This window comes from Pseudomonas sp. LBUM1652 (assembly GCF_059716105.1).
In genome coordinates this window covers 4,752,377-4,776,703 of the sequence record NZ_CP166804.1, presented here as the reverse complement: position 1 = coordinate 4,776,703, position 24,327 = coordinate 4,752,377, and the positions used below count along the sequence as shown (strand labels likewise).

Sequence of the window (24,327 nt, the reverse complement as noted above, 5' to 3'; positions counted from 1 at the left end):
GGCGACTTTCCGCGTCTCGACCGAAATGTGATAGGCGGCGCTGGCACTGCGCGCGTCTTGCTCGTGTTGTTCGACCCGGGCGGTGACGTCCGAGGCGAATTTCACCACTTTGCACAGACGTCCGGAAGCGTCGTAAACCGGGTTGTAATTGGCCTCCAGCCAAACAGTCTGCCCGCGCTTGTCGACGCGTTCGAACTGGCCTTGAAAGAACTCACCCTGATTCAGCCGTCGCCAGAAATCCTGATAGACGCTGCTGTTGACCAATTCTGCGGTGCAGAACAAACGGTGATGTTTACCTTTGAGCTCGGTCAGCGTGTAACCCATGCGCGTCAGAAAATTCTGGTTGGCGGTGATTACGCTGCCGTCGAGGTTGAATTCAATCACCGCCATCGCCCGGTCGATGGCTTCCAACTTGGCGTTGACCTCGCTTTCCTGCTGCACCTTGGTCGTCACGTCCATGGCGTACTTGACCACTTTCACCACCCGTCCGGAGGCATCCTTGATCGGGTTGTAGCTGGCTTCGAGCCAGACTGGCTGGCCTTTGCTGTCGACCCGTTCAAACGTCCCTGACTGAAACTCCCCGTTTTTCAGGCGCGACCACAACTCGCTGTACCGAGCGCTGCGACCAAACTCAGGGGTGCAGAACAACCGATGGGGCTGGCCGATCGCTTGTTCGGCGCGGTAACCCATGGTTTTGAGGAAGTTGTCGTTCGCACTTAAAACCACACCGTCGAGATCGAATTCAATCACCGCCATGGAGCGGTTGATGGCATCGAGCAGGCCACTTTGTTGAGTGAGGGTGTGTTGAAGGTCATCGAGGGCGGCTTTGTGGCGATTAAAGAACATGTCGCAGTACCTGGAAGTAGGGAAAGACTGGGGTTGTGTCCCTGTTTCCGCGGGGGCAGGCCAAGCCGATGGATGTAGGCATTGACCGCAAAGTGCCAGCATCCAGGCTGACGACTGAATCTTATACAGACTTATTGGTTCTGTACAAGAAACTGCTGTTTCGAAATTGTACGAAAGTGCTCATATGCCCAGCGCGAGATTCATCCTGAAATACTTTGCCGTATTTTTTTCGGACGGATCTTGCGGCGGACATTGTCATTTATTCCAACGGAATCGCTGCCGAGGCATTCAATCTAAGGAGCGCGCAGGAGAGTGGCGATTCAGAGCTGATAACGCGCCAGAAACATCTCCAGTGCCGAGTCGGCCACGGTGTTTTGCGTCGCGGTGTCGAGCGGTGGCTGACCCATGGAAATCTGCGGCCAGAAACCGAACGACTTCAGCAGGCCCTGCACCTGTTGCGCGGCGAAAACCGCGTCCACCGCTTTAATCCGGCCATCAGCCTGAGCGGCACGGATCCAAACGGTCAGGCCTTCTTCCCGCTCGCCCATGCGCGCGACCATGTTCTGCGCACGCTCCGGTGAGTGGATGGTCGCGGCAATCGCCACGCGCGCCAGGCTGAGGAAGTTGTCATCGGCCATCAGTTGCAGTTTGGCCAACAACATCTGTCGCAACTGATCAGATAACGGCTGATCAGGGCTGTACGCGACCGACTGCTCGGCGCTGATCCGCGCCCATAACTGGTTGAGAATTTCGGCGAACAGCTCTTCTTTGCTAGGGAAATGGTTGTACACGGTGCGCTTGGACACACCGGCGGTGGCCGCGATTTTGTCCATGCTCGTGATCTCGAAACCGTTGGCACGGAATTCGGCAATCGCCGCTTGAATAATGGCTTCGCGTTTACGGTCAGTGAGGCGCTGTGGAGCTGTCATAAGTACGCTTCGGCAGGAAGAGGGTGAAATTACACTTGGCAGTTTACTTGTCATCTCGTTTGATGCAACCTAGAAACTACACCGATGAGTGTAATGTTGCGTTAATCCTCGCAACCTAAAAAACAGACAGTTCGGCTAATGCGTGCGTGCCTTGGCCATTTATCGTCCCACCGTGGAAAACCGTAAATTGCGCGGTTTTCTGGAGTCATTCAGTCATGGCCAATCCAGTTTCTGTTACGGACAACACCTCCACGCCTGAAGCCTCTCGACAGGATCAAGGCCTGTTCCGCAATCATGCGCCAGTTCAACGCGAAGGCGTGCGCAAAATGCTGCGCATCATGTGGAACATGATCTTCCACAAACCGCGCAACACCCGGCCGGCCGCAGCGATCCCGGTACAACCGCTGACCCGCAAAGACCTGATGGCAGCGCCTGACCACAGCGTCTGGCGCCTCGGTCACTCGACCCTGTTGCTGAAGATGCAGGACAAGTTCTGGATCACCGACCCGGTGTTCGCCGAACGCGCCTCGCCAGTGCAATGGGCTGGCCCTAAACGCTTCCACCAGCCGCCGATCAGCCTCGACCAGTTGCCGCCGATCGAAGCGGTGATCCTGTCCCACAACCACTACGACCACCTCGATTACGAGGCCGTGCTACGGCTGGCGGTGAAAACCAATCTGTTCCTGACCCCGCTGGGCGTCGGCGACACCCTGATCAAATGGGGCATCGACGCCAGCAAGGTTCGTCAGTTCGACTGGTGGGAAGGCACGGAAATCGCCGGCATCCGCTTCATCGCCACGCCGTCGCAACACTTCTCCGGTCGTGGCCTGTTCGACAGCAACAGCACCTTATGGGCGTCATGGGTAATGATCGACGGCGACACCCGCATTTTCTTCAGCGGCGACAGTGGCTACTTCGACGGTTTCAAACGCATCGGCGAACAGTACGGCCCCTTCGACCTGACCCTGATGGAAACCGGCGCCTACAACGTCGAATGGCCGCACGTGCACATGCAGCCCGAACAAACCCTGCAAGCCCACCTCGACCTCAAGGGCCGCTGGCTGTTTCCGATACATAACGGCACTTTTGATCTGGCGATGCATGCTTGGCATGAACCGTTTGACCGGATACTGGCGCTGGCCTGGGAGCGCAGTGTTTCGATTACTACGCCGCAGATGGGTGAGGCGTTCAACATCGCTCAGCCGCAACGTGGGAATGCGTGGTGGTTGGGAGTTGAAGGGGAGAGTGAGGGGGTGGTTCAGAACGCTTAACGAGTTTTAGGTTAAGCAAACACCACTTCAATTCGGCCCTCTTTCCGTGATCGGGGGGCCGATTTCACTACGATTTGCACGTCTCGCCCAAGATGTGAAAGACATTCCATCATTTTGGCTTCACTGATCCCTCGAAATTTCCCGCGCAGCATTTCGGAAAGTTTTGGCTGGGATAATCCAAGAATTTCAGACGCCTGAATCTGAGTAAGATGGCGAGCTTTGATGATCTCGCCGATCTTTGCCGCGAGCTGCGACTTAACCTGCATTTCACTGGCATTGGGCAGTTCGAGGTCTTGGTAGACGTTCCCGATACCTTCTTCAATTTCTATCATGTTGTGATCCTTTCGCGTGATCCTGAGCGGCTCGAAGTCTGTTTCGGATCAGATCAATGTCGGACTGAGCCGTTTTGATTCCAGCAGTCGACTTCTTCTGAAAGCAGTGCAATACATAAATGGCACTGCCGAAACGAACCGTATAAATGGCACGGTAGGTGTTGGTGTCGAAGTCTTCGATCAGCTCCAGTACACCTGCGCCTCCAAACCCTTTCAGGGGTTTTGCATCTGGGTGCTTCAAGCCACTTTGAGCCAAGTCCAGTGCATAACCAAAAACATCCTGTACGTCTGTGGGCATCTGCTTGAGATCTTTCTTGCTACTGCAGACCCAAAAGAGCGGCTTCCTTGCACTCATGCGAAAATATACCTATTTAGGGATAAAGATCAACTTGCCTTTTCAATCAGCCATGGCGTAGTCCCCATGCCCCACAGACTCCGATGCTGAGTTCGTAACACTCACTGATCGCCCCGGCGCAAACCCCGGAAAGAACACCAACCCCCGTGACTCAAACCGATACGCCAGCGCCAAACGCGCCGCATCCGCCACCTCTTGCTGCGCCTCGAACCGTTGAATGTCGGCTACCGAAACTTCAGCTTCCCGCGACAGCTGTTCCACGCTCCAGCCCAGCATCGCTCGGGCCTGCACGCAGTGGGTCGGGGTGAACTGGAAAAGGGCAATGCGTTCGAGGATGTGGTTCATCGCAAGAGAGGCCATGGTGTGCTCCGGGCTCAAGAGTGCTGATTGAAAATGTACTGTGTTTTTGTACAGTTGTTTTCGGCCGGGATCAAACGCATTTTTTGATTTGCCCTAATTCGCCGCCTCCAACCAGACGGACGGTGCCCGACCGAGGATGCGCCGGAACATTGTCGAGAACGCTGCCGGGCTCTCGTAACCGAAATCCAGGGCAATCCGCGTCACTGCTTCACCCGCCGCCAGCCGCGCCAGTGCCTGCACCACGCAAGCCTGCTGGCGCCAGTGGCTGAAGCTCAATCCGGTTTGCTGCCGAAACATTCTGTTGAATGTACGCAAGCTTATGTGTAACTGGTCAGCCCAGTGCTGCGGCGACTGGTGGGCGTTCGGCTGATGCAGAAAGTTCTGACACAACGCGAGGAGCTTTCCGTCAGACGGCAACGGAATGTGCAACGGCAGCGGGGCACTGCGCACAACTTCATGCAGCAACAGATCGACCAGCGCGCCGTCGCGGCCGCTCAGGTCATATTCCAATGGCACTTCCACCGCTTCCATCAGCAAGTGCCGCATCAACGGCGAGACATTGATGACTTGGCAGCGCTCACCCAAATCCACCGCCCCGGGTTCGATGTACACACTGCGAGTGCTTACGCCCAGCATCAACACCTCATGCGCCACCCCGGGCGGAATCCACACCGCGCGCTGTGGCGGCACCACCCAATTGCCGTCATGGGTGCTGACCTGCATCACCCCGGTCGCGCCGTACAACAATTGCGCGCGCCGATGTGTATGAAACGGCAACAGGTGACCGTGGGAATAATCCGTACCGATCGCCACCACCGGTCGTGGTGTGTCATCCAGCAAATTGATCGAAACATTGCGCATCGAGCGGCACCGAGTGGTTGGCGTAAACGCAAACATTATTGGCTGACTTGCCGAAGCAGGCCAAGCCAAGTCTCACTATTGTCGACCGCTCCACCCGAACGGACGACGCCTCATGTTCTATCTCCTCCTGACCCTTTTCGGCTGCCTCACCGGCATAACAGCCGTGCTCTTCGGCTTCGGCGGCGGCTTCGTCGTAGTGCCATTGCTCTTCCGTCTGCTCACCGCCAGCCACGGCGCCGACGACCCCATCAGCCAATCGGCCATGCACATTGCCGTCGCCACCTCGACCTGCGTGATGATCGTCAACGCCCTGATCGCCACCGACAAACACCGCCGCGCCGGGAATCTCGTTCGTCATTATCTGTGGCCGCTCGGCGGCTTCATCGGTTTGGGTGCAATCGTCGGTGCAATCGCGGCGGTGTGGGTCAGTGGCGAAGTCATCCGCTACGCCTTCATCGCCTACCTCGGGATAACCATCATCGACTGCCTGCTACGGCGCGGATTTATCACGCAATCTGCCACTGTCATCCCACGCCGACTGGGCAGGGCGGAAACATCCGCCGGCGGTGTAGGCATCGGCGCCATCGCGACGTTTCTTGGCGTAGGAGGAAGCGTCATGACCGTGCCGCTCCTGCGCCGTTGCGGGTTGAGCATGTCGCAGGCGACCTCCATGGCTAACCCACTCAGCGTGCCGGTGGCATTGGCGGGAACGCTGACCTACATGGCCCTGGCCGGGTTCAGCGAGACAGATCTGGGCGCATGGTTTGTCGGCTATGTGGACCCGCTGGCGTTTGGGGTGCTGACGGTTGGGTCACTGATAGGGATTCGAATTGCTACGCCGTGGATTGGGCGGATACCGGATCGGGTGCATGCTTGGGTGTACATCGGGTTGTTGGTCATCGTTCTGCTGGGAATGGCTATCAAGTAGTGTCTCGATTCCTACAGGCAACACCGCCATAATCCACTCCCGAATTTACCGGCGCCGATCTCACTTCGGCGCTGCCAACGCCTCCTTCAAGGATTGATTCATGCTCAAGGGACTGCTGCGCCTGGCGCCTTACGCCGCTGCGCTGTTCACACTGATTTCCACCGCTCACGCAGAAGATGGCCGGCAGGTATTCACCGGTACTTTGGGCAAAACCCCAATCGTGGTGGAGTTGAACACCGAACAGCCGGGCGAAGTGACCGGCCGTTATTTCTACGAAAAATACCATCGCGACCTGCCCCTCAGCGGTGCGTTGCAAGGCAACACGCTGACCCTGACCGAAGGCAACAATCGCTACGGCGACGACAAACCGCTGCCGACCTTGAAACTGCAAGAAACCGGCAACGGCTGGCAGGGCGAGTGGCAAAGTCCGAAGGGTAAAAAACTGCAGGTGAACCTGACCGAGGCCAAACTTCCGGCGCTGCCTGCCAATGCCGTGCCCGTCATTGCCTCACTGCCCAATGGCGAGGCGTATGAATACTTGCGCCTACAAGGGTTGAAGCTCAAACCCACCAAGAAAGAAAACTTCATGGGCTACACCCTGCAATGGTGGACCGAGCCTGAAACGAAGATCTCTCTGTTCAGCGTGGAATCCGGCCTGTCGAAAGATGATCAACAGCGGGTTAACCAGCAACTACTGGGCAGACTCTGGCTTGAAGTCATCAGCTATCACGGCTGCCAACTTCAGGGCGGAGAAAACGTCGAGTTCATGCAGCAGGCAGAACCGAAAATGATCTCGCCAGCCGTGGTCAGCCTGAACATCTCGACCAGCTATTACTGCGGCGGCGCGCATCCGGACTTCGGTGATTCCCCGCTCAACATCGACGTTAAAACCGGCCACCCGTTGTCGCTCGAAGATGTGCTGTGGGTCGGTGAGGGCAAGCCACTTCTGCATGCCGAGCGCGACAGCCTGGGTGACAAGCCTCTGAGCGAGGCCGAAAGTGACGCGCGTTATCAGTATCAAAGCAAAGAGTTGGTGCCGTGGCTGATCAAGCAACTCACCGCCCTGTACCCCACAGAAATGAAGAAACCGACGCAAGAAGACGACTGCGACTTCACGGATGAAAGCATCTGGGGTTCTTCGCCGTGGTACTTCACCGAGAAGGGCTTGTACCTGGGCGCCTACTTCGCTCGCGTACAGCGCTCTTGCGACAGACCAGACTGGTCGGTCTTGCCGTACTCGCTAGTCAAACAACACCCCGGCGCCGTCAAACTGCAACTGCCCCAAGGCTGACCGTCACGCCAAACCCGGCGCTTCACGAATGATGAAGTGATCCAGGTTCTCGATATCGGCATTGAAGACCTCGAAAGGCTTTTCGGGGTTCTTCTTGCCCGGCACCTGCTTCAACTCCGGCGTCACGCCATAAAAGAAACAGAACAACGCCTTATCACTGTCGACCGCCTGCTTGATCTCTTCCAGAAACGCCTTGCGCTTGCGGTAGTTGTCGATCAGCTTCTTGTTCAGATAGACGCTCACCGGATAAGGCTTCTTCTTGCTGTCTTCAGGCTTCTTCCACCAGACCCTGTCCTCGAAGTCGATACGAAAGCTGACCCCCCCGTGGAAGTCCTCAATCTTCTTGATCCGCCCCCAGTAAATCAGCCCCTTGTTGTCCATCAAGTATTCAACCTTCTTGAAGAACGAACTGTACGGCGCCGTATGCTCGCCGATCTTCAACGGCATACGCTTGAGCAACTCCTTGTCGGCGAAGTTCGACACAAAACACTCCACCGGATGCGCAAACACACTGGTCTTGTCCGGTGCCGTCTCACGACTCGCCGACTCTTTACCAGTCACCGCCGCCACCCGCACCGGATCATCACGCAACACATCCGCCGCCACCGCGGGCGCGGCAGGCTTACGCACATACTCACGCCGCGTCAGCAACAACTCCGACGGAAAATGCTCCTCCCGCCCGTCTTCCCCCTCGCCATCCGCCGTCTCAACGCCAGACGCCGACGCCTTCAAACTCACATACAGACAACCCGCCACATGCTGCGTGCCCGGCAGATTCTTGAAGTGCGGCGTGCGCACGTAATTCACATTCTTGGCGTTAAACGTGCCCAACTCGTTCGACGCATCGAACGCCGAACGACAGGCATCGTTGGGGCACTGGAACTGTTCCTTGGCAGAATCGAACGCCACCGTCTCATCGAAATTAAGATCGCGAACGTCATAGATCGACAACTTGTCGTCGAGGCCGAGGCAATAGGCGAGATCGAATTTCATGGTGGGGCTCGGATCCTTGAGTGGGGGAGGGGTATTAATAGCGGGAGGCGGCGCGGGTTGCACTGATTGTTTTCAGGATGATGCGGAATCTGTGTGAGTCAGCCTGCCGGCGATTGGTGGCATCAACTCAATAACGAATCCAGACACCCATCCACCCAGCAGCAACACATCTCAATTGTGGTGAGGGGATTTATCCCCGATGGGCAGCGAAGCTGCCCCAAATCCAGCAAACGCGAATTTTTAGCGTTGTAGGTTACTTGTTTGGCGACCGCATTTAACGGCGTCAGAACCATCGGTTACACATTGCAGCTGAGCTGAAATTTATAAGCAGGGTTATAAATTTCCTTCCCCAATAGTTTTTCCAAGGCTCCAAGCTGTCCGTGCGAGAGATCGTATCCCTCCCATCCTTCCTGCTCCGCCGTCCAACCCATGATGGTTTTTATTGCCTGATCTGATCCACTTGGGAGTTCCTCTTCAAAAGCCAGGAAACCGCTTTCTTCATAAAATGCCTCGATTAAATAGATCATGGATCTACTGTTCGCGTGCCGTCGCTGGGTTGCCCTGAACTTTTAATTTCCATAGCTGGCGAGTTGGTAATCGTATTGAGGATCGTAGAAGGATTTTCCGGTTAACGTTTCCAATTGTGCTAGCTGCTGAAAATCAAGATCGTAACCGTAGAGTTCGTCTTCTGCGTCATTCCATTTCATGATGACTCGCAGCTGCTCGATATCCTCTGCCGAGATAGGCACTTCGAAAATCAGAGCTTCGGTGGATCGATCAAACGCATAAATTACGTGAGTCATGGTTCTATCCTTCTCTTTGAATCGGCCGGTTTGTTCTGCTCACCAGTTTCAGCATCGAATTCGCCCAGATGCCGACCGCGTTTGTCGTACATCTCTACGGCTCCATGTTGATAATCCCATTCCAGAATCAGCCCATCCTTGGTTTTCCAACGCATACGAGTACCTCGTCCTTTGACCCTGGTCTTCTGTTTTGCTGGTGTTGCGTCGGGAAACGCACTTAATCCTTTGGGTGCCGGATGATATTTGTGATCAGAAACACTCACCACAATATAAACCGGCCTGACCCCCGAACTCTCCGGAAACACCAGAATGAAATCCTTGTACTCCGGTGGGTAAACCGGATTCACAAGGATGTCATTCGCCGCTTTCGTTGGTGGGTAAACCCAGATATGCGGGGCCTGCGGAGCAGCTTCCAGAGCAGGAATGCCGAGAATGTCGGAGCCGTCTACGGCGGGTGTCCAGATCAGCTCGACGCCTTCACCCAGATTGGCGACGTACTGGCTGTCGCGGGTTTCCAGCTTCACGACATCGACCATTTCCCAGTCGCGATTCTTGCCGGTGTAGAAGGCATAACCTTTGAGAGCGCCGTCGGTTTGTTGCTCGATACGCAGGCGAACACGGGTGCGGGCCTGCTTGAGGGCGCGCAATTGTTCCTCGGTGTAGAGAGCGCTGTCACCCAGGCTCGGCGTCCAGAGCAAAGCAACCATGCCGGTCATGAGTGCGGCACCGGTAGCGCCAATGGTGGCTCCAAGACCTATTGTTGGCGTGGCGAGTGTCGGGCTTCGAAGAGCAAGGCGCCCAAGGCCGAGTGAAACGGTACTGCCGCTAATGGTCTGCAGGTTCCGCAGCCCGGCATCATCGGCCTCACGGGTACCGAGCAAAGCGAATTCGCCGTAATCCCTCAGGCTGTCGGTCGGCACCATCCCGGAGGGATTCGAGTAATCAATGATCGCGTCCGGCAGCTTGCAAGACTTCGCGAACACGCATCCGGCCCGAACCGCCTCGTCTTTTTTGACAGCGACCTGCCGGCTGCGCTCAAACGCATCCTGCCGGGCCAGCATGGCCTCGTAAGCGTTCTGCCTGGCTTCGCGCTCGGCCAGTTCGGTCGTGTTCATGAACCGGTAGGTGACGTGATGCCCATCGCCTGAAGGTGGGTTCCTGACCCGGGGAATATCCTTTTTGCCAGCCACTGATCATCCTTTCGTTCATTTATCGGTCGCACCGGAAAGAAGCCGGGCGACGTTAACGAAGGTGATGCATTGAGGCTGTAGGACGGGTCTTGGATCAGGTTAGGAATTGTCGCTGTTTGATTTGGAGGTCAGTGCAGAGTCTTTGGGATCGTGGGTTTCCTCGGCACAAGTTTGATCCTCTATTCAGGCCTCAACCGCTCAACTTTTTTATAAAACTCGGCGGTGAACTCTTTTTTGTCGCTGGAATGATGGCAACGACGATGGCAGTTCGGACACAGCGCGACCGTGTTGCATATACGGTCGGTTCCGCCATTAATTAGGTGCTTAACGTGGTGGACTTCAAGAAAGGGGCGGCCGTTTGCGCTAACGAATGGTGCGGTTTGGCCACAACCTTCACAAATGCCTTGGGAGTGCTTGAGTACCCACTTTTTCACGCTCTGGGCGCGGGCAAGTCTCACGACAGTGGAGGTCGTTTCTTTAGGGTTTAGAACGCCCACTGGCGCTTCATTTTGTTGAGGTGCAGTGACCTCGACCAACTGAAGCGCAGTAAATGTAATGGCCCTCTGTTCGCCTCGTCGTAATGCCTCGATGCCCCTCTTCGCGAGGATTTCCTTGATCCGTTTACTCACGCCAGAGCCAAGGTTCTTTGCCGAAACGTAGCCAGTAATACGCTGCTGCCCCAATTGCTCCATCACCGCAGAGATGTTCTGCATGCGGTATTCGACGGAGGAGGCACTGCGTTTGCTTAGCGGGCCTTCACGCAAAAGACGGTTTTCGTCTGCCTTTTTGAATGGCTGATTTTGCTGCTCAAGAGCCAACATCTTCAGATAAGCGTCTACCGAAGCCTCTAGCTCCTCATTGCTCCAGCCAGTCTTTTTTTTCGAGGTGTCCATACAGTCGCCGAGGGTTGAAAACCCTCGGACGATACTGAGTGGCCATTACTGCTGTCTATGAAAATTCCTACAAAAAATAGCGACGGTTCTTGCGTGTGATCCTACAAGCGTATCGCTCAACCCACTGAGTGCTTCGACGACTGAAACGCCTGAGCGACCCTTTGCCACCAAGGCTTCGTCGCCATCGCTTTTCGTGGTGTCTGATCGCTCAACAGATAAGGCATGTCTCGCAGCCGAATCCAACCCTCGTTCTGCCAATGCAACAGACTCAACGACATCTCCGGCCAATCCAACAAACTCAACATCGGCCGATCTGAATGTCCCAAGTGTTCTGCATCGCGCAAGGCTGGCACCACCTGATGAGTCAACCACTCACGCAACAACCGGTTCCCCGGAACGTAGTGATACACCAATAGCGCGTAAACACCGGACTCGCTGAGCATCAGTTGTTTTTCGGGTTGCCGGAAATACTCAATCCACAAAACGCGACGCTGATCCTTGTCCAGTTTGTTGACCATGCGTTCGCTCAGATGCACACCCATCAAGCGACCGATGTCGCGGGCGCAAAACCATGGCTGGTTTTCAACCAAAAGGCCGTGCAGATAGAGGCCGTGGCGTTTAAAAGTCGTGGGAATGATTGGTTCAGCCAAGGTCGGCCTCCGAGGTAGTGGGAGGCAGCCGTTTTTTGTAAACATATCCTTACCTCTACGTTTAAGTTAAAAGAGCCGTAACCCGACGTAGAGGAATTAAGAATATCCCAACAAGCTTTATTGTTCACGCATTAAACATATATATATTCTTGAGGGAATATAGGTCGTAATGTGTAAATAAGTCAGCTTCTACGTTGGGTGTTTCTTAGGCACCTATATGTACCTTAAGTGCGATAGGTTTTTGCGTCAATAAGGAAGTGTGATTTTTTTTGTGTGGGAATTATCTGTAAATCTAGGCGATGTGTTGATATCGCCTAGATTGTTTTCGGTTTGGTTTATTTTTTTAGGGATAAAAGAAGTGCGCCAGCGGTACCCTGAGGAATAAGGCCTTGCGCTATTTTTTTCTGTAAATATGCAGGGAATTTTTGAGGTAAATATATCTTTTCTAGCCAGATTCTGAAATCGCCCAGAGCGCTCAGTGGATATATATTTGCTTCGGTTTTTGCTGCTGATTGAGGGAAGTAGTCTGGTTATTCATGAGGGAATTTTTTTCTTTCACCATGGACTGCTTCGAGATTTTCTGAAGCCCAGTGTCTGGCCCACATCTGTCCAACACTGATGTCTGGAACAGTATGTGTGTCAATGATCAGTCCTGACTCAATTGCAGATACAACGATGTCTGCAATCTCTCTGAAAACACTAAAAAAACCTGCGGGCAGTTTGTTTAATAAGATTCTGTCGTGGTAATGGCGCCATGAGTCTAGTTTAAGTGACTCGGGTGAGAATCCAACTCCTTCGTAGATAAAGGCTCGCAGGGTTCTGCGGGCTAGCAGTCTAAAGTTTCTTTGCGCTATCTGGTTGTCGGTATTATCTGAGTCAAATGCGTAATATTCTAGGATTGCCATGCAGACTGTGTCTGGGTAGGCGCTGATTTTTTGGCCGTTTTGCTCTGTTTTAATAACTATTCGTTCAGCTGTGAAATTTTGCTGAATCAATAGCTGTTTAATTCTTTTTCCTCTGGGCTTGAATACTTCATCGTGCCAATTGTTAGCTAAATCACTGATGGTTTTAGGATTTACTCCGCAGAGCCTAGCTAAGCCTCTTTCTGTGAGATAAGGGGTAGTGTCGTTCAAAACGCCCATTTGTATCCCGTCGATCTCCGCGAAAGAAGCCGAGGGTAATTCTAGCGGTAGTTCTGACTGCATTAGCTCGCTCATCATCAGCTCCGAATAAGTTTTATGGCTTCATTTATTAGTAATGGTGGGTACAGATAGTCCATGTGGGATTCGGGGTTGTTCTTCTTGTTATAAGTGATGCCCTGTTCCAAGCACAGTTTTGCGCACATGGCTCTCAGATGTTGCAGGTCAATAATTATAGACCTGTCCGAACAGTAGTTTTGCACATCTATAAGGTCGGAGTTATCACTTGGAAGCGAAATCGTCTCGATTTTCTGATTTATTTCTTCGAGTTGTCGCTCGGTTTCTTCAAAGCGTAAGCGGGTTTCGTTGGCGAGTTTTTCTCGCTCTTCTATTTCTTTTATAAGTAGATTGGTATGCTGTGCGAGGGTTTGGGCTAGAGACATTATCTCGGAGCCACCTTGTTTAACTGGTGCGGGGTATGTTCCGTACTTCCTTACTGCCGGTATTACTTCGTGGAATATCCATCTTTGGAATGATTTACTGGCTGGAGTGCTGTCGCGAGAGATTATTCGGTATAAACCGGGTTCTGTGATAAAAACCTCTGTTCTCGGTTGCGCAGATAAATCGTCGATGACTGGGAAGTGTTTGTATTCGTCACTGTCCAGTACATCGCGTTGAGCTTTTACTAACTGTCCTAGACCAGTTTTTCCTTGTTCGTTTATAGCTGTATTTGTTTTTGCTAGAGTTAAAACAACGTCTTCTAACGAGATATATAAATTTTCATCGATGTAGAAGCTTCTGATTTTCGAGGTGCCATGAATAGCGTGATAATCCAGCAGTATTGGCGTATGCATTTTAATTTCCTATAAAAAAGCCCCGCACTTGCGGGGCTTTAATTTATTCAGCTAAGCATCCTTTAGGCTTTTGCTGTTATAGCATGGCTCAACGCCATCATCAATCCCAGCTCAACGCCCCACCAGTCTGATACTCAATAACTCTCGTCTCAAAGAAATTCTTCTCTTTCTTCAAGTCCATGATCTCGCTCATCCAAGGGAACGGGTTAGTCGTCCCTGGATATTCCTCTTTAAGGCCGATCTGCGACAAACGACGGTTAGCGATGAACTTCAGGTAGTCCTCCATCATCGCCGCGTTCATGCCCAGTACGCCGCGAGGCATGGTGTCGCGGGCGTATTCGATCTCCAGCTGCGTACCCTGCAGGATCATCTGGGTCGCTTCTTCTTTCATTTCGGCATCCCACAGGTGTGGGTTTTCGATTTTGATCTGGTTGATCACGTCGATGCCGAAGTTCAGGTGCATGGATTCGTCGCGCAGGATGTACTGGAACTGCTCGGCGACGCCGGTCATTTTGTTGCGGCGGCCCATGGAGAGGATTTGGGTGAAGCCGCAGTAGAAGAAGATGCCTTCCAGAACGCAGTAGTAGGCGATCAGGTTGCGCAGCAACTCTTTGTCGGTTTCGACGGTGCCGGTTTCGAACTTCGGATCGGAGATCGAACGGGTGTATTTCAGGCCCCAGGTGGCTTTTTTCGCGACCGATGGGATCTCGTGGTACATGTTGAAGATCTCGCCTTCATCCATGGCCAGCGATTCGATGCAGTACTGGTAGGCGTGGGTGTGGATCGCCTCTTCGAACGCCTGGCGCAGGATGTACTGGCGGCATTCCGGGTTGGTGATCAGGCGGTACACGGCCAGTACCAGGTTGTTGGCAACCAGGGAGTCGGCGGTGGAGAAGAAGCCGAGGTTGCGCATCACGATGCGGCGCTCGTCGTCGGTCAGGCCTTCCGGGTCTTTCCAGAGGGCGATGTCGGCGGTCATGTTGACTTCTTGCGGCATCCAGTGGTTTGCGCAACCGTCCAGGTACTTCTGCCAGGCCCAGTCGTACTTGAATGGCACGAGTTGGTTGAGGTCGGCGCGGCAGTTGATCATGCGCTTTTCGTCAACGGCGACACGGGCGGAGGCGCCTTCGAGTTCGGCGAGGCCTTCGGCGACGTCGAGGGAGTTCAGTGCAGCCTTGGCGCGGGCCACGGCTGCCGAGTCAGCGGCGGTGACGGCGCGGGCTTCCAGCGCTGCGGCGCCGCCAGCGTTGTCGAGGCGGTCCATGTTGGCTTCAGTAGCGTGGCCGGCGTTGGCGCCTTTCACTGCTGCTACTTCACTGTCTTCTTTGTCGAATTCGTCCCAGCTCAGCATGACGTGTCGTCTCCTGCGTGAGGGCCTGTCGCCCCGTGTGAAACCTGATTGGTTGGTTTTTCACACGGTCGTACAGACCGCGTTGGATCTTAAGGAATCGTTTTTTGCAGCAGCTAAGGCAGGCAATAAAACAGAATTTTGTACGGGGTTCCGAGAGCCTCTGACGGGCGCAGCTCGCGTTGAACGCTGCTGCGGGGCTTCAGATTGGCTGTTCATCCCTGTAAGGGAATATTGCTGTCCCGATTAGGGCGGCATTATAGGGAAAAAAAACGGGCCGTGCTGAGGCGAATCCGCGCATGGAGCGGTCGGGGAGGGTGGTTTTTCAGTGAGAGCGTTGGTTTACAGGGCTTTGCCGGGGAAAGATTTTTTTTCGAAGAAATTTCGTATTTGTGGATTTGCTCAAAAAATAAACAAAAAATCGCGTTTTTCACTACATCTAGTGTTTTGCAAGCATTTTTGACGGCTCCAGACACAACTGAGCCCGACCGAAGTCGGGCTGGAATCGACCCTCATTGATGCGCTGAGAGATCCAATTCGGTGCAGTCTGAGCTCATCAATTGGTGCAACCGTTGCCCATGACGCTGTAACGCAGGATGTGACGCTGGCCTGTGGAGTCGTCGTATTCCATTTTCATCGGAACCACTTCGCAGACGTTTGGCACTTCGCTCATGGAAACAACTTTGGCGATGTCCAGGTGGGTGGAGTAGGTGTACTCCTCAATAGCCGGTTGTTGCTGTGCGACATCAGTCGGGCCCTCGTTTGCCATGGCGGTTGCGCACAGACTGCTGAGGGCCAGAACCAATAAAGCTTTCATTTCAAATTTACCTTTTTGAGGTCGAGTGGGGGCACGCAACCTTTTTGGGGTTGCGTGTGGAACTTCAGTGCTTTGTTTCATTACTTGGAGAGCGGGATTAACGGCCTTCGTGGGGGCTGTAACGTTGTTAATCGCTTTGCCTTGTCGGCGAGGTGAATTTTAGGGAGGTGGGGCGGGGGTAAACAGAGCGGGTTTTGATAAACACCTTTGGCAGATTTGGTAACAATCGCCGGAAGATCAAAAGATCGCAGCCTTCGGCAGCTCCTACAAGGGCCGTGGGGCGTGGGGTTGAGGGTTTTGGTCCGGTAACGCCACGACTTGTAGGGGCTTGTTACTACCATCGTCGAATGGTTCTATGGGGCCGCTCCGGCTACAACGGGGTCATACAAAAACAACTATTACACCGAGGTAGGAAAGATGAGTGCGGCTTCTCTGTATCCCGTTCGTCCCGAGGTTCTGGCTAATACGCTGACTGATGAGGCGACCTACAAAGCCATGTACCAGCAGTCGGTCGTCAACCCTGACGGCTTCTGGCGCGAGCAAGCCAAGCGTCTTGACTGGATCAAGCCTTTCACCACGGTGAAGCAGACTTCTTTCGACGATCACCATGTCGACATCAAGTGGTTCGCCGACGGCACCTTGAACGTTTCCTACAACTGCCTTGACCGTCATCTGGCCGAGCGCGGCGATCAAGTCGCGATCATCTGGGAAGGTGACGATCCTGCCGAGAGCCGCAACATCACCTACCGCGAACTGCACGAGCAAGTGTGCAAACTCGCCAACGCCCTGCGTGGTCAGGACGTACACCGCGGTGACGTGGTGACTATCTATATGCCGATGATTCCCGAAGCCGTGGTCGCCATGCTGGCCTGCACCCGGATCGGCGCGATTCACTCGGTGGTGTTCGGTGGTTTCTCGCCGGAAGCCCTGGCCGGTCGCATCATCGACTGCAAATCGAAAGTGGTGATTACCGCTGACGAAGGCATTCGTGCTGGCAAGAAGATTCCGCTCAAGGCCAACGTCGACGACGCGCTGACCAACCCGGAAACCAGCAGCATCCAGAAAGTCATCGTGTGCAAGCGCACCGGTGGTGACATCAAGTGGAACCAGCATCGCGACATCTGGTACGAAGACCTGATGAAAGTGGCGGGCACTGTCTGCGCGCCGAAAGAGATGGGCGCTGAAGAAGCGCTGTTCATCCTTTATACCTCCGGCTCGACCGGCAAGCCGAAGGGTGTGCAACACACCACTGGCGGGTATCTGCTGTATGCGGCGATGACTCACGAGCGCGTTTTCGATTACCGCCCGGGCGAAGTCTACTGGTGCACCGCCGACGTCGGCTGGGTCACCGGCCACAGTTACATCGTCTATGGCCCGCTGGCCAATGGCGCGACCACGCTGCTGTTCGAAGGCGTGCCGAACTATCCGGACATCACCCGGGTGGCGAAGATCGTCGACAAGCACAAGGTCAACATCCTCTACACCGCGCCGACCGCGATCCGCGCGATGATGGCGTCGGGGCAGGCGGCTGTTGAAGGCGCTGATGGCAGCAGCTTGCGCTTGCTTGGTTCGGTCGGTGAGCCTATCAACCCGGAAGCCTGGGACTGGTACTACAAGAATGTCGGCAAGTCGCGTTGCCCGATCGTTGATACCTGGTGGCAGACCGAGACGGGCGGCAACATGATGAGTCCGTTGCCGGGCGCCCATGCGCTGAAACCGGGTTCGGCGGCACGGCCGTTCTTCGGTGTGGTGCCGGCGCTGGTCGACAACCTCGGTAACATTATTGAGGGCGAGGCTGAAGGCAATCTGGTGATTCTCGATTCGTGGCCGGGTCAGGCGCGCACGCTGTATGGCGACCATGACCGTTTCGTCGACACCTACTTCAAGACGTTCCGTGGCATGTATTTCACCGGTGACGGCGCGCGGCGTGACGCCGATGGCTACTACTGGATCACCGGGCGTGTGGATGACGTGCTTAACGTGTCTGGCCACCGCATGGGCACGGCCGAGATCGAAAGCGCGATGGTTGCTCACCCGAAAGTCGCCGAAGCGGCGGTGGTCGGTGTGCCGCACGACATCAAGGGGCAGGGCATTTATGTCTATGTCACGTTGAAGAATGGCGAGGAACCGAGCGAGCAGTTGCGTCTTGAGTTGAAAAACTGGGTGCGTAAAGAGATCGGGCCGATTGCTTCGCCGGACGTGATCCAGTGGGCGCCGGGGCTGCCGAAGACCCGTTCGGGCAAGATCATGCGCCGGATTCTGCGCAAGATCGCGACCGCTGAATATGATGGGTTGGGGGATATTTCGACCCTGGCGGATCCGGGTGTGGTGCAGCATTTGATTGATACGCACAAGACGATGAATGTTGCTTAAGCGTTAGAAGCATAGGAGCCCTGTCCGGTTTTGCCGGGCGGGGCTTTTTTGTGTCTGGTGGATTTGTGTCGATCGGGCCGGCCCCTTCGCGAGCAGGCTCGCTCCCACAGTTTGACCGAGTACCTTCAGGCAAAATGCAGATCCCTGTGGGAGCGAGCCTGCTCGCGAAGGCAATTTGTCGGACGCCGAGGTAGTCCGCTGTCGGAACGCGGACTCACCCAACCAATAATTATCGATTTCAGCCGTAGGGCATTTCCCGCTGTTACCTCCTGCCTTCCACGTAACCGAATGTGTAACCGCCCGCGCCAAACCGGGGCAAAGGGAAACGCATCGCCCCGTTTTAGCGCCTTTAAACACCTCGTGAAAAATAAGACACAACGCTGCGCTTGCCGGATTAGAAGGGTTTGCGAATAATAGGCCCGCAATTTGCAGCATAGATCGGTTCACAATCTTTCGCTCCCGCATGAATTTGCAGGGCTGTCAATGTGCTCAAGTCGCTTTCTCTGTGCATCTGTAATTAGTTGTCGCATTGAAGAAATATCGGCTTCGGGCCTGTCGTTAGAATGCCGATCACTCGCTCATCGTTGCTTACGTTGAAACCTCCGACGGTTTCAATAGGAAATTTCCCACCGATGCAGCAACCGATTTCCGATTCACCATTCGCATATTGGGCTGTTGCTCACTCTGCCGTTTTTGCCCTTTACCGATGGAGTCCCAAGATGAAGAAACTTGTGCTGCTTGGCGCCCTGGCACTGTCCGTGCTGTCGCTGAATTCCTTCGCTGATGAAAAACCTCTGAAGATCGGTATCGAAGCGGCTTACCCTCCGTTCGCATCGAAAGCGCCGGATGGCAGCATCGTTGGTTTCGACTACGACATCGGCAACGCGCTGTGCGAGCAGATGCAGGTCAAGTGTGTGTGGGTCGAGCAAGAGTTCGACGGTCTGATCCCGGCACTGAAAGTGCGCAAGATCGACGCGATCCTGTCGTCCATGTCGATCACTGAAGATCGCAAGAAGTCCGTGGACTTCACCAACAAGTACTACAACACCCCGGCTCGTCTGGTCATGAAGGCCGGCACTCAGGTCAGCGAAGGTCTGGCTGAGCTGAAGGGCAAGAACATCGGCGTGCAACGTGGTTCGATCCACGAGCGTTTCGCCCGCGAAGTCCTGGCCCCGCTGGGTGCCGAGATCAAGCCATACGGTTCGCAGAACGAAATCTACCTCGACGTGGCTGCCGGTCGCCTCGACGGCACCGTGGCTGACGCTACGCTGTTGGATGACGGTTTCCTGAAAACCGACGCTGGCAAAGGCTTTGCCTTCGTTGGCCCGGCATTCACCGACGTCAAATACTTCGGCGACGGCGTAGGCATCGCAGTGCGCAAGGGCGACGCCCTGAAAGACAAGATCAGCACCGCCATCGCGGCCATTCGCGAAAACGGCAAATACAAAGCTATCCAGGACAAGTACTTCGCCTTCGATATCTACGGCAAGTAAGACGTCTCTGCGACAAGTCCGAAATGGCGCAAGCAACAGAATCTCTGCGGTTTGCGCCATTTTTTCATCCCAACTTTCGAGGACCTGAATCATGTTGAAAGGCTACGGGGCTGTCATCCTCGATGGCGCATGGCTGACGCTTCAGCTCGCCTTGTCGTCCATGGCTCTGGCCATCGTTCTGGGGCTGATCGGTGTCGCGCTGCGCCTGTCGCCGGTGCGCTGGCTGGCATGGCTGGGCGATCTGTATTCCACGGTGATCCGCGGGATTCCCGATCTGGTGCTGATCCTGCTGATCTTCTACGGCGGTCAGGACTTGCTCAACCGCGTTGCACCGATGCTCGGCTATGACGACTACATCGACCTGAACCCGTTGGCCGCCGGTATCGGCACCCTGGGTTTCATCTTCGGTGCGTACCTGTCGGAAACCTTCCGGGGTGCGTTCATGGCCATTCCGAAAGGTCAGGCCGAAGCGGGCATGGCGTACGGCATGAGCAGTTTTCAGGTGTTCTTCCGGGTGATGGTGCCGCAGATGATTCGTCTGGCGATTCCCGGCTTCACCAACAACTGGCTGGTACTGACCAAGGCCACTGCGCTGATTTCCGTGGTCGGTCTGCAAGACATGATGTTCAAGGCCAAGCAGGCGGCAGACGCCACTCGCGAGCCTTTTACCTTCTTCCTCGCAGTGGCGGCGATGTACCTGGTGATCACCAGCGTTTCGTTGCTGATCCTGCGTCAACTTGAGAAGCGCTACTCGGTAGGCGTAAGGGCGGCTGATCTATGATCTTCGACTACAACGTCATTTGGGAGGCTCTGCCGCTGTACCTCGGCGGCCTGGTGACTACCCTCAAATTGCTCGCGCTGTCGCTGTTTTTCGGTCTGCTGGCGGCACTGCCGCTGGGCCTGATGCGCGTCTCGAAGAACCCGATCGTAAACGGCGCCGCGTGGTTGTACACCTACGTGATTCGCGGCACGCCGATGCTGGTTCAGCTGTTTTTGATCTACTACGGTCTGGCGCAGTTCGAAGCCGTACGTGAAAGCTTCCTCTGGCCGTGGCTGTCCAGCGCCACGTTCTGTGCGTGCCTGGCCTTCGCGGTCAACACCAGCGCCTACACCGCGGAAATCATCGCCGGCAGCCTCAAGGCCACGCCGAACGGTGAGATCGAAGCGGCCAAGGCCATGGGCATGTCGCGCTTCAAACTGTACAAGCGCATCTTGCTGCCGTCGGCCCTGCGCCGGGCGCTGCCGCAGTACAGCAACGAAGTGATCATGATGCTGCAAACCACCAGTCTGGCGTCCATCGTGACCTTGATCGACATCACCGGCGCGGCCCGTACCGTCAACGCGCAGTACTACCTGCCGTTCGAGGCGTACATCACCGCTGGCGTGTTCTATCTGTGCCTGACCTTCATTCTGGTCAAGCTGTTCAAGCTGGCCGAGCGTCGCTGGTTGAGCTACCTCGCTCCGCGGAAGCACTGATATGGAACGCATCGACCACGTTTTGCCGTGGAGCCACTTAGGCAGCGAGCGCAAGATTTCGGTCTTCCGTTTCGGTAGCGGTGAGCGCAAGGCCTACATTCAGGCCAGCCTGCACGCTGACGAATTGCCGGGCATGCGTACCGCCTGGGAGCTGAAAAAACGCCTCGGCGAACTCGAAGCCAAAGGCCTGCTCAACGGTGTGATCGAGCTGGTGCCGGTGGCCAATCCGTTGGGTCTTGGGCAATTGCTGCAAGGTAATTTTCAGGGCCGTTTCGAGGCGGGCAGCGGCAAGAATTTCAACCGTGATTTCGTTGAGCTGAGCGCGCCGGTAGCGGCAGTGTTGGCCGACAGCCTCGGTGATGATCCGCACGCCAACATTCGTCTGATCCGTCAGGCGATGGCTGATCACTTGGCCGCATTGCCGCCAGCGAGCAGCCAGTTGCAGGGCATGCAGCGCGTTTTGCTCAGTCATGCCTGCACCGCCGACGTGGTGCTCGACTTGCACTGCGACGCCGAAGCCGCGCTGCACCTGTATGCGCTGCCGCAGCACTGGCCGCAGTGGCGTTCGCTGGCCGCGCACCTGAATGTGAAGGTCGGCTTGCTGGCCGAAGATTCCGGCGGCAGCTCTTTTGATGAAGCGTGCTCACTGCCGTGGCTGCGTCTGTCGCGGCAGTTCCCGGATGCGCAGATTCCGCTGGCGTGCCTGGCGACGACCATCGAGCTGGGCGGTCAGGCTGACACTGGCCGTGCCGAGGCCGAGGCGTATGCTGAAGGCATTCTGGCGTTCCTCTCCGAGCAAGGTTTGATTACCGGCGAGTGGCCCGATCCTGCCAACGAGCCGTGCGAAGGCATGCCGTTCGAAGGCACCGAATTGCTGCTTGCGCCGCACCCTGGCGTGGTGAGTTTTCTGCGTAAACCCGGCGAGTGGGTCGAGGCCGGTGACGAGATTTTTGAAGTGATCGACCCTGTGTCCGATCGGGTCAGCACGGTATGTGCTGGTACGTCCGGGGTGCTGTTTGCCATTGAACGGCTGCGCTATGCCCAACCCGGTTTCTGGCTGGCCAAGGTGGCGGGGCGCGAAGCGCTGCGTCACGGGCGCTTGCTCAACGACTGACTGACTGTTTTTGTGAGAACCGACCGCATGTACAAACTTGAAGTCCAAGACCTGCATAAACGCTATGGCAGTCACGAAGTGCTCAAGGGTGTTTCCCTGAAAGCGGCAGCCGGCGATGTGATCAGCATCATCGGCTCCAGTGGCTCCGGCAAAAGTACTTTCCTGCGTTGCATCAACCTGCTTGAGCAGCCGCACGCGGGCAAGATTCTGCTCAATAACGAAGAGCTGAAACTGGTGGCCAACAAGGACGGCGCGCTGAAAGCCGCTGATCCGAAACAGCTGCAGCGCATGCGTTCGCGTCTGTCGATGGTGTTCCAGCATTTCAACCTTTGGTCGCACATGACCGCGATTGAAAACATCATGGAAGCGCCGGTCCACGTACTGGGCGTGTCCAAGGCTGAAGCCCGCGAGAAAGCCGAGCACTACCTGAACAAGGTTGGCGTGGCTCATCGTAAGGATGCGTTCCCGGGGCACATGTCCGGTGGCGAGCAGCAGCGTGTGGCGATTGCCCGTGCGCTGGCGATGGAGCCGGAAGTGATGCTGTTCGACGAACCGACTTCGGCGCTTGACCCGGAACTGGTGGGCGACGTGCTCAAGGTGATGCAGGCACTGGCTCAGGAAGGCCGCACCATGGTTGTGGTGACGCACGAAATGGGCTTTGCCCGTGAAGTGTCGAACCAGTTGGTGTTTCTGCACAAAGGTGTTGTTGAAGAAAGCGGCAACCCGCGCGAAGTGCTGGTTAATCCGCAGTCGGAGCGCCTGCAACAGTTCCTCTCGGGTAGCCTCAAGTAATCAGGGCTGCCGGTATGCACCGGAATAGTGCATGCTTCGCCGACCGGGTTCCCCTGTAGGAGCTGCCGCAGGCTGCGATCTTTTGATCTTCAAAAACCAAAATCAAAAGATCGCAGCCTCGTTTCACTCGACAGCTCCTACAGGTGATCTCCGTCAGACTCAAGATTTGTGTTCATTTTCGGGCTAGCATTGGCCCTTGCCTTCATCACCGTTCCTCGTTTCGGATTGCCCGCCCATGACTGCCCATCGAATTGGTTTCCTGATTTGGCCCAGCACTAAAGCGTTGACGCTGGCGCTGGCGGAGGAGGCCTTGCGTGTTGCGCAGCGGGTGCACCCGGACGTGGTTTACGAACTGTCGTTCTTGCAGGCCGAGCCGCCCGTCGAAGGCGCCTGGCAATTACCCGGCGAACCGTGGGCCGGCAAGCTCGAGAACTTCCAGAAACTGTTCCTGCTTGCCGATGAGCCGCCAACTTCGCTGGCCTCGCCACTGAGCAGCGCGCTCAAGCAACTGGTGCGTGCCGGTTGTGTGATCGGCGGTCTGTCGGCCGGTGTGTATCCGTTGGCGCAACTGGGGTTGCTCGATGGTTATCGCGCCGCCGTGCACTGGCGCTGGCAGGACGATTTCGCCGAACGCTTCCCTAAAGTCATCGCCACCAGTCATCTGTTCGATTGGGATCGCGATCGCCTGACCGCGTGCGGCGGCATGTCGGTGCTCGATTTGTTGCTGGCAGTGCTGGCCCGTGATCACGGTGCTGAGCTGGCCGGTGCGGTGTCGGAAGAGCTGGTGGTCGAGCGCATCCGCGAGGGCGGCGAGCGTCAGCGTATTCCGTTGCAGAACCGTCTCGGCTCCAGTCATCCGAAGCTCACGCAAGCCGTGTTGCTGATGGAAGCCAACATCGAAGAGCCGCTGACCACCGACGAGATTGCCCAGCATGTGTGCGTATCCCGTCGGCAGTTGGAGCGGATCTTCAAGCAGTACCTCAACCGCGTGCCGAGCCAGTACTACCTGGAACTGCGCCTGAACAAGGCCCGGCAGATGTTGATGCAAACCAGCAAGTCGATCATCCAGATCGGTCTGTCGTGCGGCTTCTCCTCGGGGCCGCATTTCTCCAGTGCCTACCGCAACTTCTTCGGCGCCACACCGCGGGAAGATCGCAACCAGCGGCGCAGCAGCAGTCCGTTTGAATTGTCATCGGTGCCGCCCGAGCGCGGCTAGACG

24 protein-coding genes and 2 pseudogenes are annotated in these 24,327 nt (G+C 55.7%); 10 read left to right on the top strand and 16 right to left on the bottom strand.

Annotated features, from left to right (window positions below; genetic code table 11):
• Positions 1 to 72: 72 nt before the first annotated feature.
• Together ACA069_RS21520 and ACA069_RS21515 are read right to left on the bottom strand one after the other, a co-directional pair.
• Positions 73 to 756 (bottom strand): annotated as a pseudogene (locus ACA069_RS21520) (PAS domain-containing protein); the annotation flags it as partial.
• Between the two features lie 410 nt (positions 757 to 1,166).
• Entirely contained in the window at positions 1,167 to 1,775 is a 609-nt protein-coding gene (locus ACA069_RS21515) for a TetR/AcrR family transcriptional regulator (protein WP_489878929.1), read from the bottom strand.
• Between the two features lie 215 nt (positions 1,776 to 1,990).
• On the opposite strand from ACA069_RS21515, the gene ACA069_RS21510 reads away from it, so the two are divergent.
• Positions 1,991 to 3,046: an MBL fold metallo-hydrolase gene (locus tag ACA069_RS21510; protein ID WP_497615169.1), complete on the top strand. Its 1,056-nt coding sequence runs from the start codon at positions 1,991 to 1,993 to the stop codon at positions 3,044 to 3,046.
• A gap of 11 nt (positions 3,047 to 3,057) precedes the next feature.
• Here ACA069_RS21510 and ACA069_RS21505 read toward each other — a convergent pair whose 3' ends face one another.
• From ACA069_RS21505 to ACA069_RS21490, 4 genes are all read right to left on the bottom strand, one after another.
• Positions 3,058 to 3,378, bottom strand: a complete 321-nt coding sequence (locus ACA069_RS21505; RefSeq protein ID WP_187679304.1) for a helix-turn-helix domain-containing protein — start codon at positions 3,376 to 3,378, stop codon at positions 3,058 to 3,060.
• Complete coding sequence (locus ACA069_RS21500) at positions 3,365 to 3,733, bottom strand: type II toxin-antitoxin system RelE/ParE family toxin (RefSeq protein WP_187679303.1); 369 nt, start codon at positions 3,731 to 3,733, stop codon at positions 3,365 to 3,367. Before ACA069_RS21500 ends, ACA069_RS21505 begins: the two co-directional genes overlap by 14 nt.
• Before the next feature lie 42 nt (positions 3,734 to 3,775).
• A complete protein-coding gene (locus tag ACA069_RS21495; protein WP_187679302.1) occupies positions 3,776 to 4,093 on the bottom strand; it encodes a helix-turn-helix domain-containing protein in 318 nt (105 codons plus the stop codon).
• A gap of 93 nt (positions 4,094 to 4,186) precedes the next feature.
• On the bottom strand, positions 4,187 to 4,954 hold the full coding sequence (locus ACA069_RS21490; RefSeq protein WP_497615168.1) for an AraC family transcriptional regulator: 768 nt from the start codon (positions 4,952 to 4,954) through the stop codon (positions 4,187 to 4,189).
• 112 nt (positions 4,955 to 5,066) lie between these two features.
• Here ACA069_RS21490 and ACA069_RS21485 point away from each other — a divergent pair, with 112 nt between their 5' ends.
• Both ACA069_RS21485 and ACA069_RS21480 read left to right on the top strand, forming a co-directional pair.
• Positions 5,067 to 5,882: a sulfite exporter TauE/SafE family protein gene (locus ACA069_RS21485; protein ID WP_497615167.1), complete on the top strand. Its 816-nt coding sequence runs from the start codon at positions 5,067 to 5,069 to the stop codon at positions 5,880 to 5,882.
• Between the two features lie 100 nt (positions 5,883 to 5,982).
• Positions 5,983 to 7,173 (top strand): hypothetical protein, encoded by a 1,191-nt coding sequence (locus ACA069_RS21480; protein ID WP_497615166.1) that lies wholly within the window; start codon positions 5,983 to 5,985, stop codon positions 7,171 to 7,173.
• Between the two features lie 3 nt (positions 7,174 to 7,176).
• On the opposite strand, the gene ACA069_RS21475 is transcribed toward ACA069_RS21480, so the two are convergent.
• From ACA069_RS21475 to ACA069_RS21430, 10 genes and pseudogenes are all read right to left on the bottom strand, one after another.
• Positions 7,177 to 8,166 carry a hypothetical protein gene (locus tag ACA069_RS21475; protein ID WP_497615165.1) on the bottom strand — a complete coding sequence of 330 codons (990 nt, stop codon included), beginning with the start codon at positions 8,164 to 8,166 and terminating at the stop codon, positions 7,177 to 7,179.
• 296 nt (positions 8,167 to 8,462) lie between these two features.
• On the bottom strand, positions 8,463 to 8,693 hold the full coding sequence (locus tag ACA069_RS21470; protein ID WP_497615164.1) for a DUF7683 domain-containing protein: 231 nt from the start codon (positions 8,691 to 8,693) through the stop codon (positions 8,463 to 8,465).
• Positions 8,694 to 8,735: 42 nt separating this feature from the next.
• Entirely contained in the window at positions 8,736 to 8,969 is a 234-nt protein-coding gene (locus tag ACA069_RS21465) for a DUF7683 domain-containing protein (RefSeq protein WP_497615163.1), read from the bottom strand.
• Positions 8,966 to 10,159, bottom strand: a complete 1,194-nt coding sequence (locus ACA069_RS21460; protein ID WP_497615162.1) for an S-type pyocin domain-containing protein — start codon at positions 10,157 to 10,159, stop codon at positions 8,966 to 8,968. The genes ACA069_RS21465 and ACA069_RS21460 overlap by 4 nt, the downstream gene beginning before the upstream one ends.
• 179 nt (positions 10,160 to 10,338) lie before the next feature.
• Entirely contained in the window at positions 10,339 to 11,052 is a 714-nt protein-coding gene (locus tag ACA069_RS21455; RefSeq protein ID WP_497615161.1) for an HNH endonuclease, read from the bottom strand.
• Between the two features lie 116 nt (positions 11,053 to 11,168).
• Positions 11,169 to 11,702: a BRO-N domain-containing protein gene (locus ACA069_RS21450; RefSeq protein ID WP_497615160.1), complete on the bottom strand. Its 534-nt coding sequence runs from the start codon at positions 11,700 to 11,702 to the stop codon at positions 11,169 to 11,171.
• Positions 11,703 to 12,037: 335 nt separating this feature from the next.
• A pseudogene (locus tag ACA069_RS21445) lies at positions 12,038 to 12,844 on the bottom strand (BstA C-terminal domain-containing protein).
• A gap of 77 nt (positions 12,845 to 12,921) precedes the next feature.
• Positions 12,922 to 13,695: a BRO-N domain-containing protein gene (locus ACA069_RS21440; protein ID WP_497615159.1), complete on the bottom strand. Its 774-nt coding sequence runs from the start codon at positions 13,693 to 13,695 to the stop codon at positions 12,922 to 12,924.
• A 100-nt stretch (positions 13,696 to 13,795) separates the two neighbouring features.
• Positions 13,796 to 15,046, bottom strand: a complete 1,251-nt coding sequence (locus ACA069_RS21435) for a ribonucleotide-diphosphate reductase subunit beta (protein ID WP_187679290.1) — start codon at positions 15,044 to 15,046, stop codon at positions 13,796 to 13,798.
• Positions 15,047 to 15,599: 553 nt separating this feature from the next.
• On the bottom strand, positions 15,600 to 15,860 hold the full coding sequence (locus ACA069_RS21430; RefSeq protein WP_445181286.1) for a DUF2790 domain-containing protein: 261 nt from the start codon (positions 15,858 to 15,860) through the stop codon (positions 15,600 to 15,602).
• 417 nt (positions 15,861 to 16,277) lie between these two features.
• On the opposite strand from ACA069_RS21430, the gene acs reads away from it, so the two are divergent.
• From acs to ACA069_RS21395, 7 genes are all read left to right on the top strand, one after another.
• Positions 16,278 to 18,233 carry an acetate--CoA ligase gene (acs, locus tag ACA069_RS21425; RefSeq protein WP_187679288.1) on the top strand — a complete coding sequence of 652 codons (1,956 nt, stop codon included), beginning with the start codon at positions 16,278 to 16,280 and terminating at the stop codon, positions 18,231 to 18,233.
• A gap of 719 nt (positions 18,234 to 18,952) precedes the next feature.
• Positions 18,953 to 19,726 (top strand): ABC transporter substrate-binding protein, encoded by a 774-nt coding sequence (locus tag ACA069_RS21420; RefSeq protein ID WP_489878941.1) that lies wholly within the window; start codon positions 18,953 to 18,955, stop codon positions 19,724 to 19,726.
• Positions 19,727 to 19,817: 91 nt separating this feature from the next.
• Positions 19,818 to 20,507 (top strand): ABC transporter permease, encoded by a 690-nt coding sequence (locus ACA069_RS21415; RefSeq protein ID WP_007912702.1) that lies wholly within the window; start codon positions 19,818 to 19,820, stop codon positions 20,505 to 20,507.
• On the top strand, positions 20,504 to 21,202 hold the full coding sequence (locus tag ACA069_RS21410; RefSeq protein WP_187679286.1) for an ABC transporter permease: 699 nt from the start codon (positions 20,504 to 20,506) through the stop codon (positions 21,200 to 21,202). The genes ACA069_RS21415 and ACA069_RS21410 overlap by 4 nt, the downstream gene beginning before the upstream one ends.
• 1 nt (position 21,203) lies before the next feature.
• Positions 21,204 to 22,316: a M14 family metallopeptidase gene (locus ACA069_RS21405; protein ID WP_497615158.1), complete on the top strand. Its 1,113-nt coding sequence runs from the start codon at positions 21,204 to 21,206 to the stop codon at positions 22,314 to 22,316.
• Between the two features lie 27 nt (positions 22,317 to 22,343).
• Positions 22,344 to 23,108 carry an ABC transporter ATP-binding protein gene (locus ACA069_RS21400; RefSeq protein WP_102354226.1) on the top strand — a complete coding sequence of 255 codons (765 nt, stop codon included), beginning with the start codon at positions 22,344 to 22,346 and terminating at the stop codon, positions 23,106 to 23,108.
• Positions 23,109 to 23,343: 235 nt separating this feature from the next.
• Positions 23,344 to 24,324, top strand: coding sequence for a GlxA family transcriptional regulator (locus tag ACA069_RS21395; protein WP_187679284.1), 981 nt, complete (start codon positions 23,344 to 23,346; stop codon positions 24,322 to 24,324).
• Positions 24,325 to 24,327: the final 3 nt, after the last annotated feature.

What these genes read in the sequence shown, in the direction of transcription:
- ACA069_RS21430 (WP_445181286.1), bottom strand. Translation starts at nt 15,860, where the DNA reads ATGAAAGCTTTATTGGTTCTGGCCCTCAGCAGTCTGTGCGCAACCGCC.
- ACA069_RS21495 (WP_187679302.1), bottom strand. Translation starts at nt 4,093, where the DNA reads ATGGCCTCTCTTGCGATGAACCACATCCTCGAACGCATTGCCCTTTTC.
- ACA069_RS21485 (WP_497615167.1), top strand. Translation starts at nt 5,067, where the DNA reads ATGTTCTATCTCCTCCTGACCCTTTTCGGCTGCCTCACCGGCATAACA.
- ACA069_RS21470 (WP_497615164.1), bottom strand. Translation starts at nt 8,693, where the DNA reads ATGATCTATTTAATCGAGGCATTTTATGAAGAAAGCGGTTTCCTGGCT.
- ACA069_RS21405 (WP_497615158.1), top strand. Translation starts at nt 21,204, where the DNA reads ATGGAACGCATCGACCACGTTTTGCCGTGGAGCCACTTAGGCAGCGAG.
- ACA069_RS21500 (WP_187679303.1), bottom strand. Translation starts at nt 3,733, where the DNA reads ATGAGTGCAAGGAAGCCGCTCTTTTGGGTCTGCAGTAGCAAGAAAGAT.
- ACA069_RS21395 (WP_187679284.1), top strand. Translation starts at nt 23,344, where the DNA reads ATGACTGCCCATCGAATTGGTTTCCTGATTTGGCCCAGCACTAAAGCG.
- ACA069_RS21505 (WP_187679304.1), bottom strand. Translation starts at nt 3,378, where the DNA reads ATGATAGAAATTGAAGAAGGTATCGGGAACGTCTACCAAGACCTCGAA.
- ACA069_RS21465 (WP_497615163.1), bottom strand. Translation starts at nt 8,969, where the DNA reads ATGACTCACGTAATTTATGCGTTTGATCGATCCACCGAAGCTCTGATT.
- ACA069_RS21415 (WP_007912702.1), top strand. Translation starts at nt 19,818, where the DNA reads ATGTTGAAAGGCTACGGGGCTGTCATCCTCGATGGCGCATGGCTGACG.
- acs (WP_187679288.1), top strand. Translation starts at nt 16,278, where the DNA reads ATGAGTGCGGCTTCTCTGTATCCCGTTCGTCCCGAGGTTCTGGCTAAT.
- ACA069_RS21480 (WP_497615166.1), top strand. Translation starts at nt 5,983, where the DNA reads ATGCTCAAGGGACTGCTGCGCCTGGCGCCTTACGCCGCTGCGCTGTTC.
- ACA069_RS21455 (WP_497615161.1), bottom strand. Translation starts at nt 11,052, where the DNA reads ATGGACACCTCGAAAAAAAAGACTGGCTGGAGCAATGAGGAGCTAGAG.
- ACA069_RS21410 (WP_187679286.1), top strand. Translation starts at nt 20,504, where the DNA reads ATGATCTTCGACTACAACGTCATTTGGGAGGCTCTGCCGCTGTACCTC.
- ACA069_RS21435 (WP_187679290.1), bottom strand. Translation starts at nt 15,046, where the DNA reads ATGCTGAGCTGGGACGAATTCGACAAAGAAGACAGTGAAGTAGCAGCA.
- ACA069_RS21510 (WP_497615169.1), top strand. Translation starts at nt 1,991, where the DNA reads ATGGCCAATCCAGTTTCTGTTACGGACAACACCTCCACGCCTGAAGCC.
- ACA069_RS21400 (WP_102354226.1), top strand. Translation starts at nt 22,344, where the DNA reads ATGTACAAACTTGAAGTCCAAGACCTGCATAAACGCTATGGCAGTCAC.
- ACA069_RS21440 (WP_497615159.1), bottom strand. Translation starts at nt 13,695, where the DNA reads ATGCATACGCCAATACTGCTGGATTATCACGCTATTCATGGCACCTCG.
- ACA069_RS21475 (WP_497615165.1), bottom strand. Translation starts at nt 8,166, where the DNA reads ATGAAATTCGATCTCGCCTATTGCCTCGGCCTCGACGACAAGTTGTCG.
- ACA069_RS21490 (WP_497615168.1), bottom strand. Translation starts at nt 4,954, where the DNA reads ATGCGCAATGTTTCGATCAATTTGCTGGATGACACACCACGACCGGTG.
- ACA069_RS21420 (WP_489878941.1), top strand. Translation starts at nt 18,953, where the DNA reads ATGAAGAAACTTGTGCTGCTTGGCGCCCTGGCACTGTCCGTGCTGTCG.
- ACA069_RS21515 (WP_489878929.1), bottom strand. Translation starts at nt 1,775, where the DNA reads ATGACAGCTCCACAGCGCCTCACTGACCGTAAACGCGAAGCCATTATT.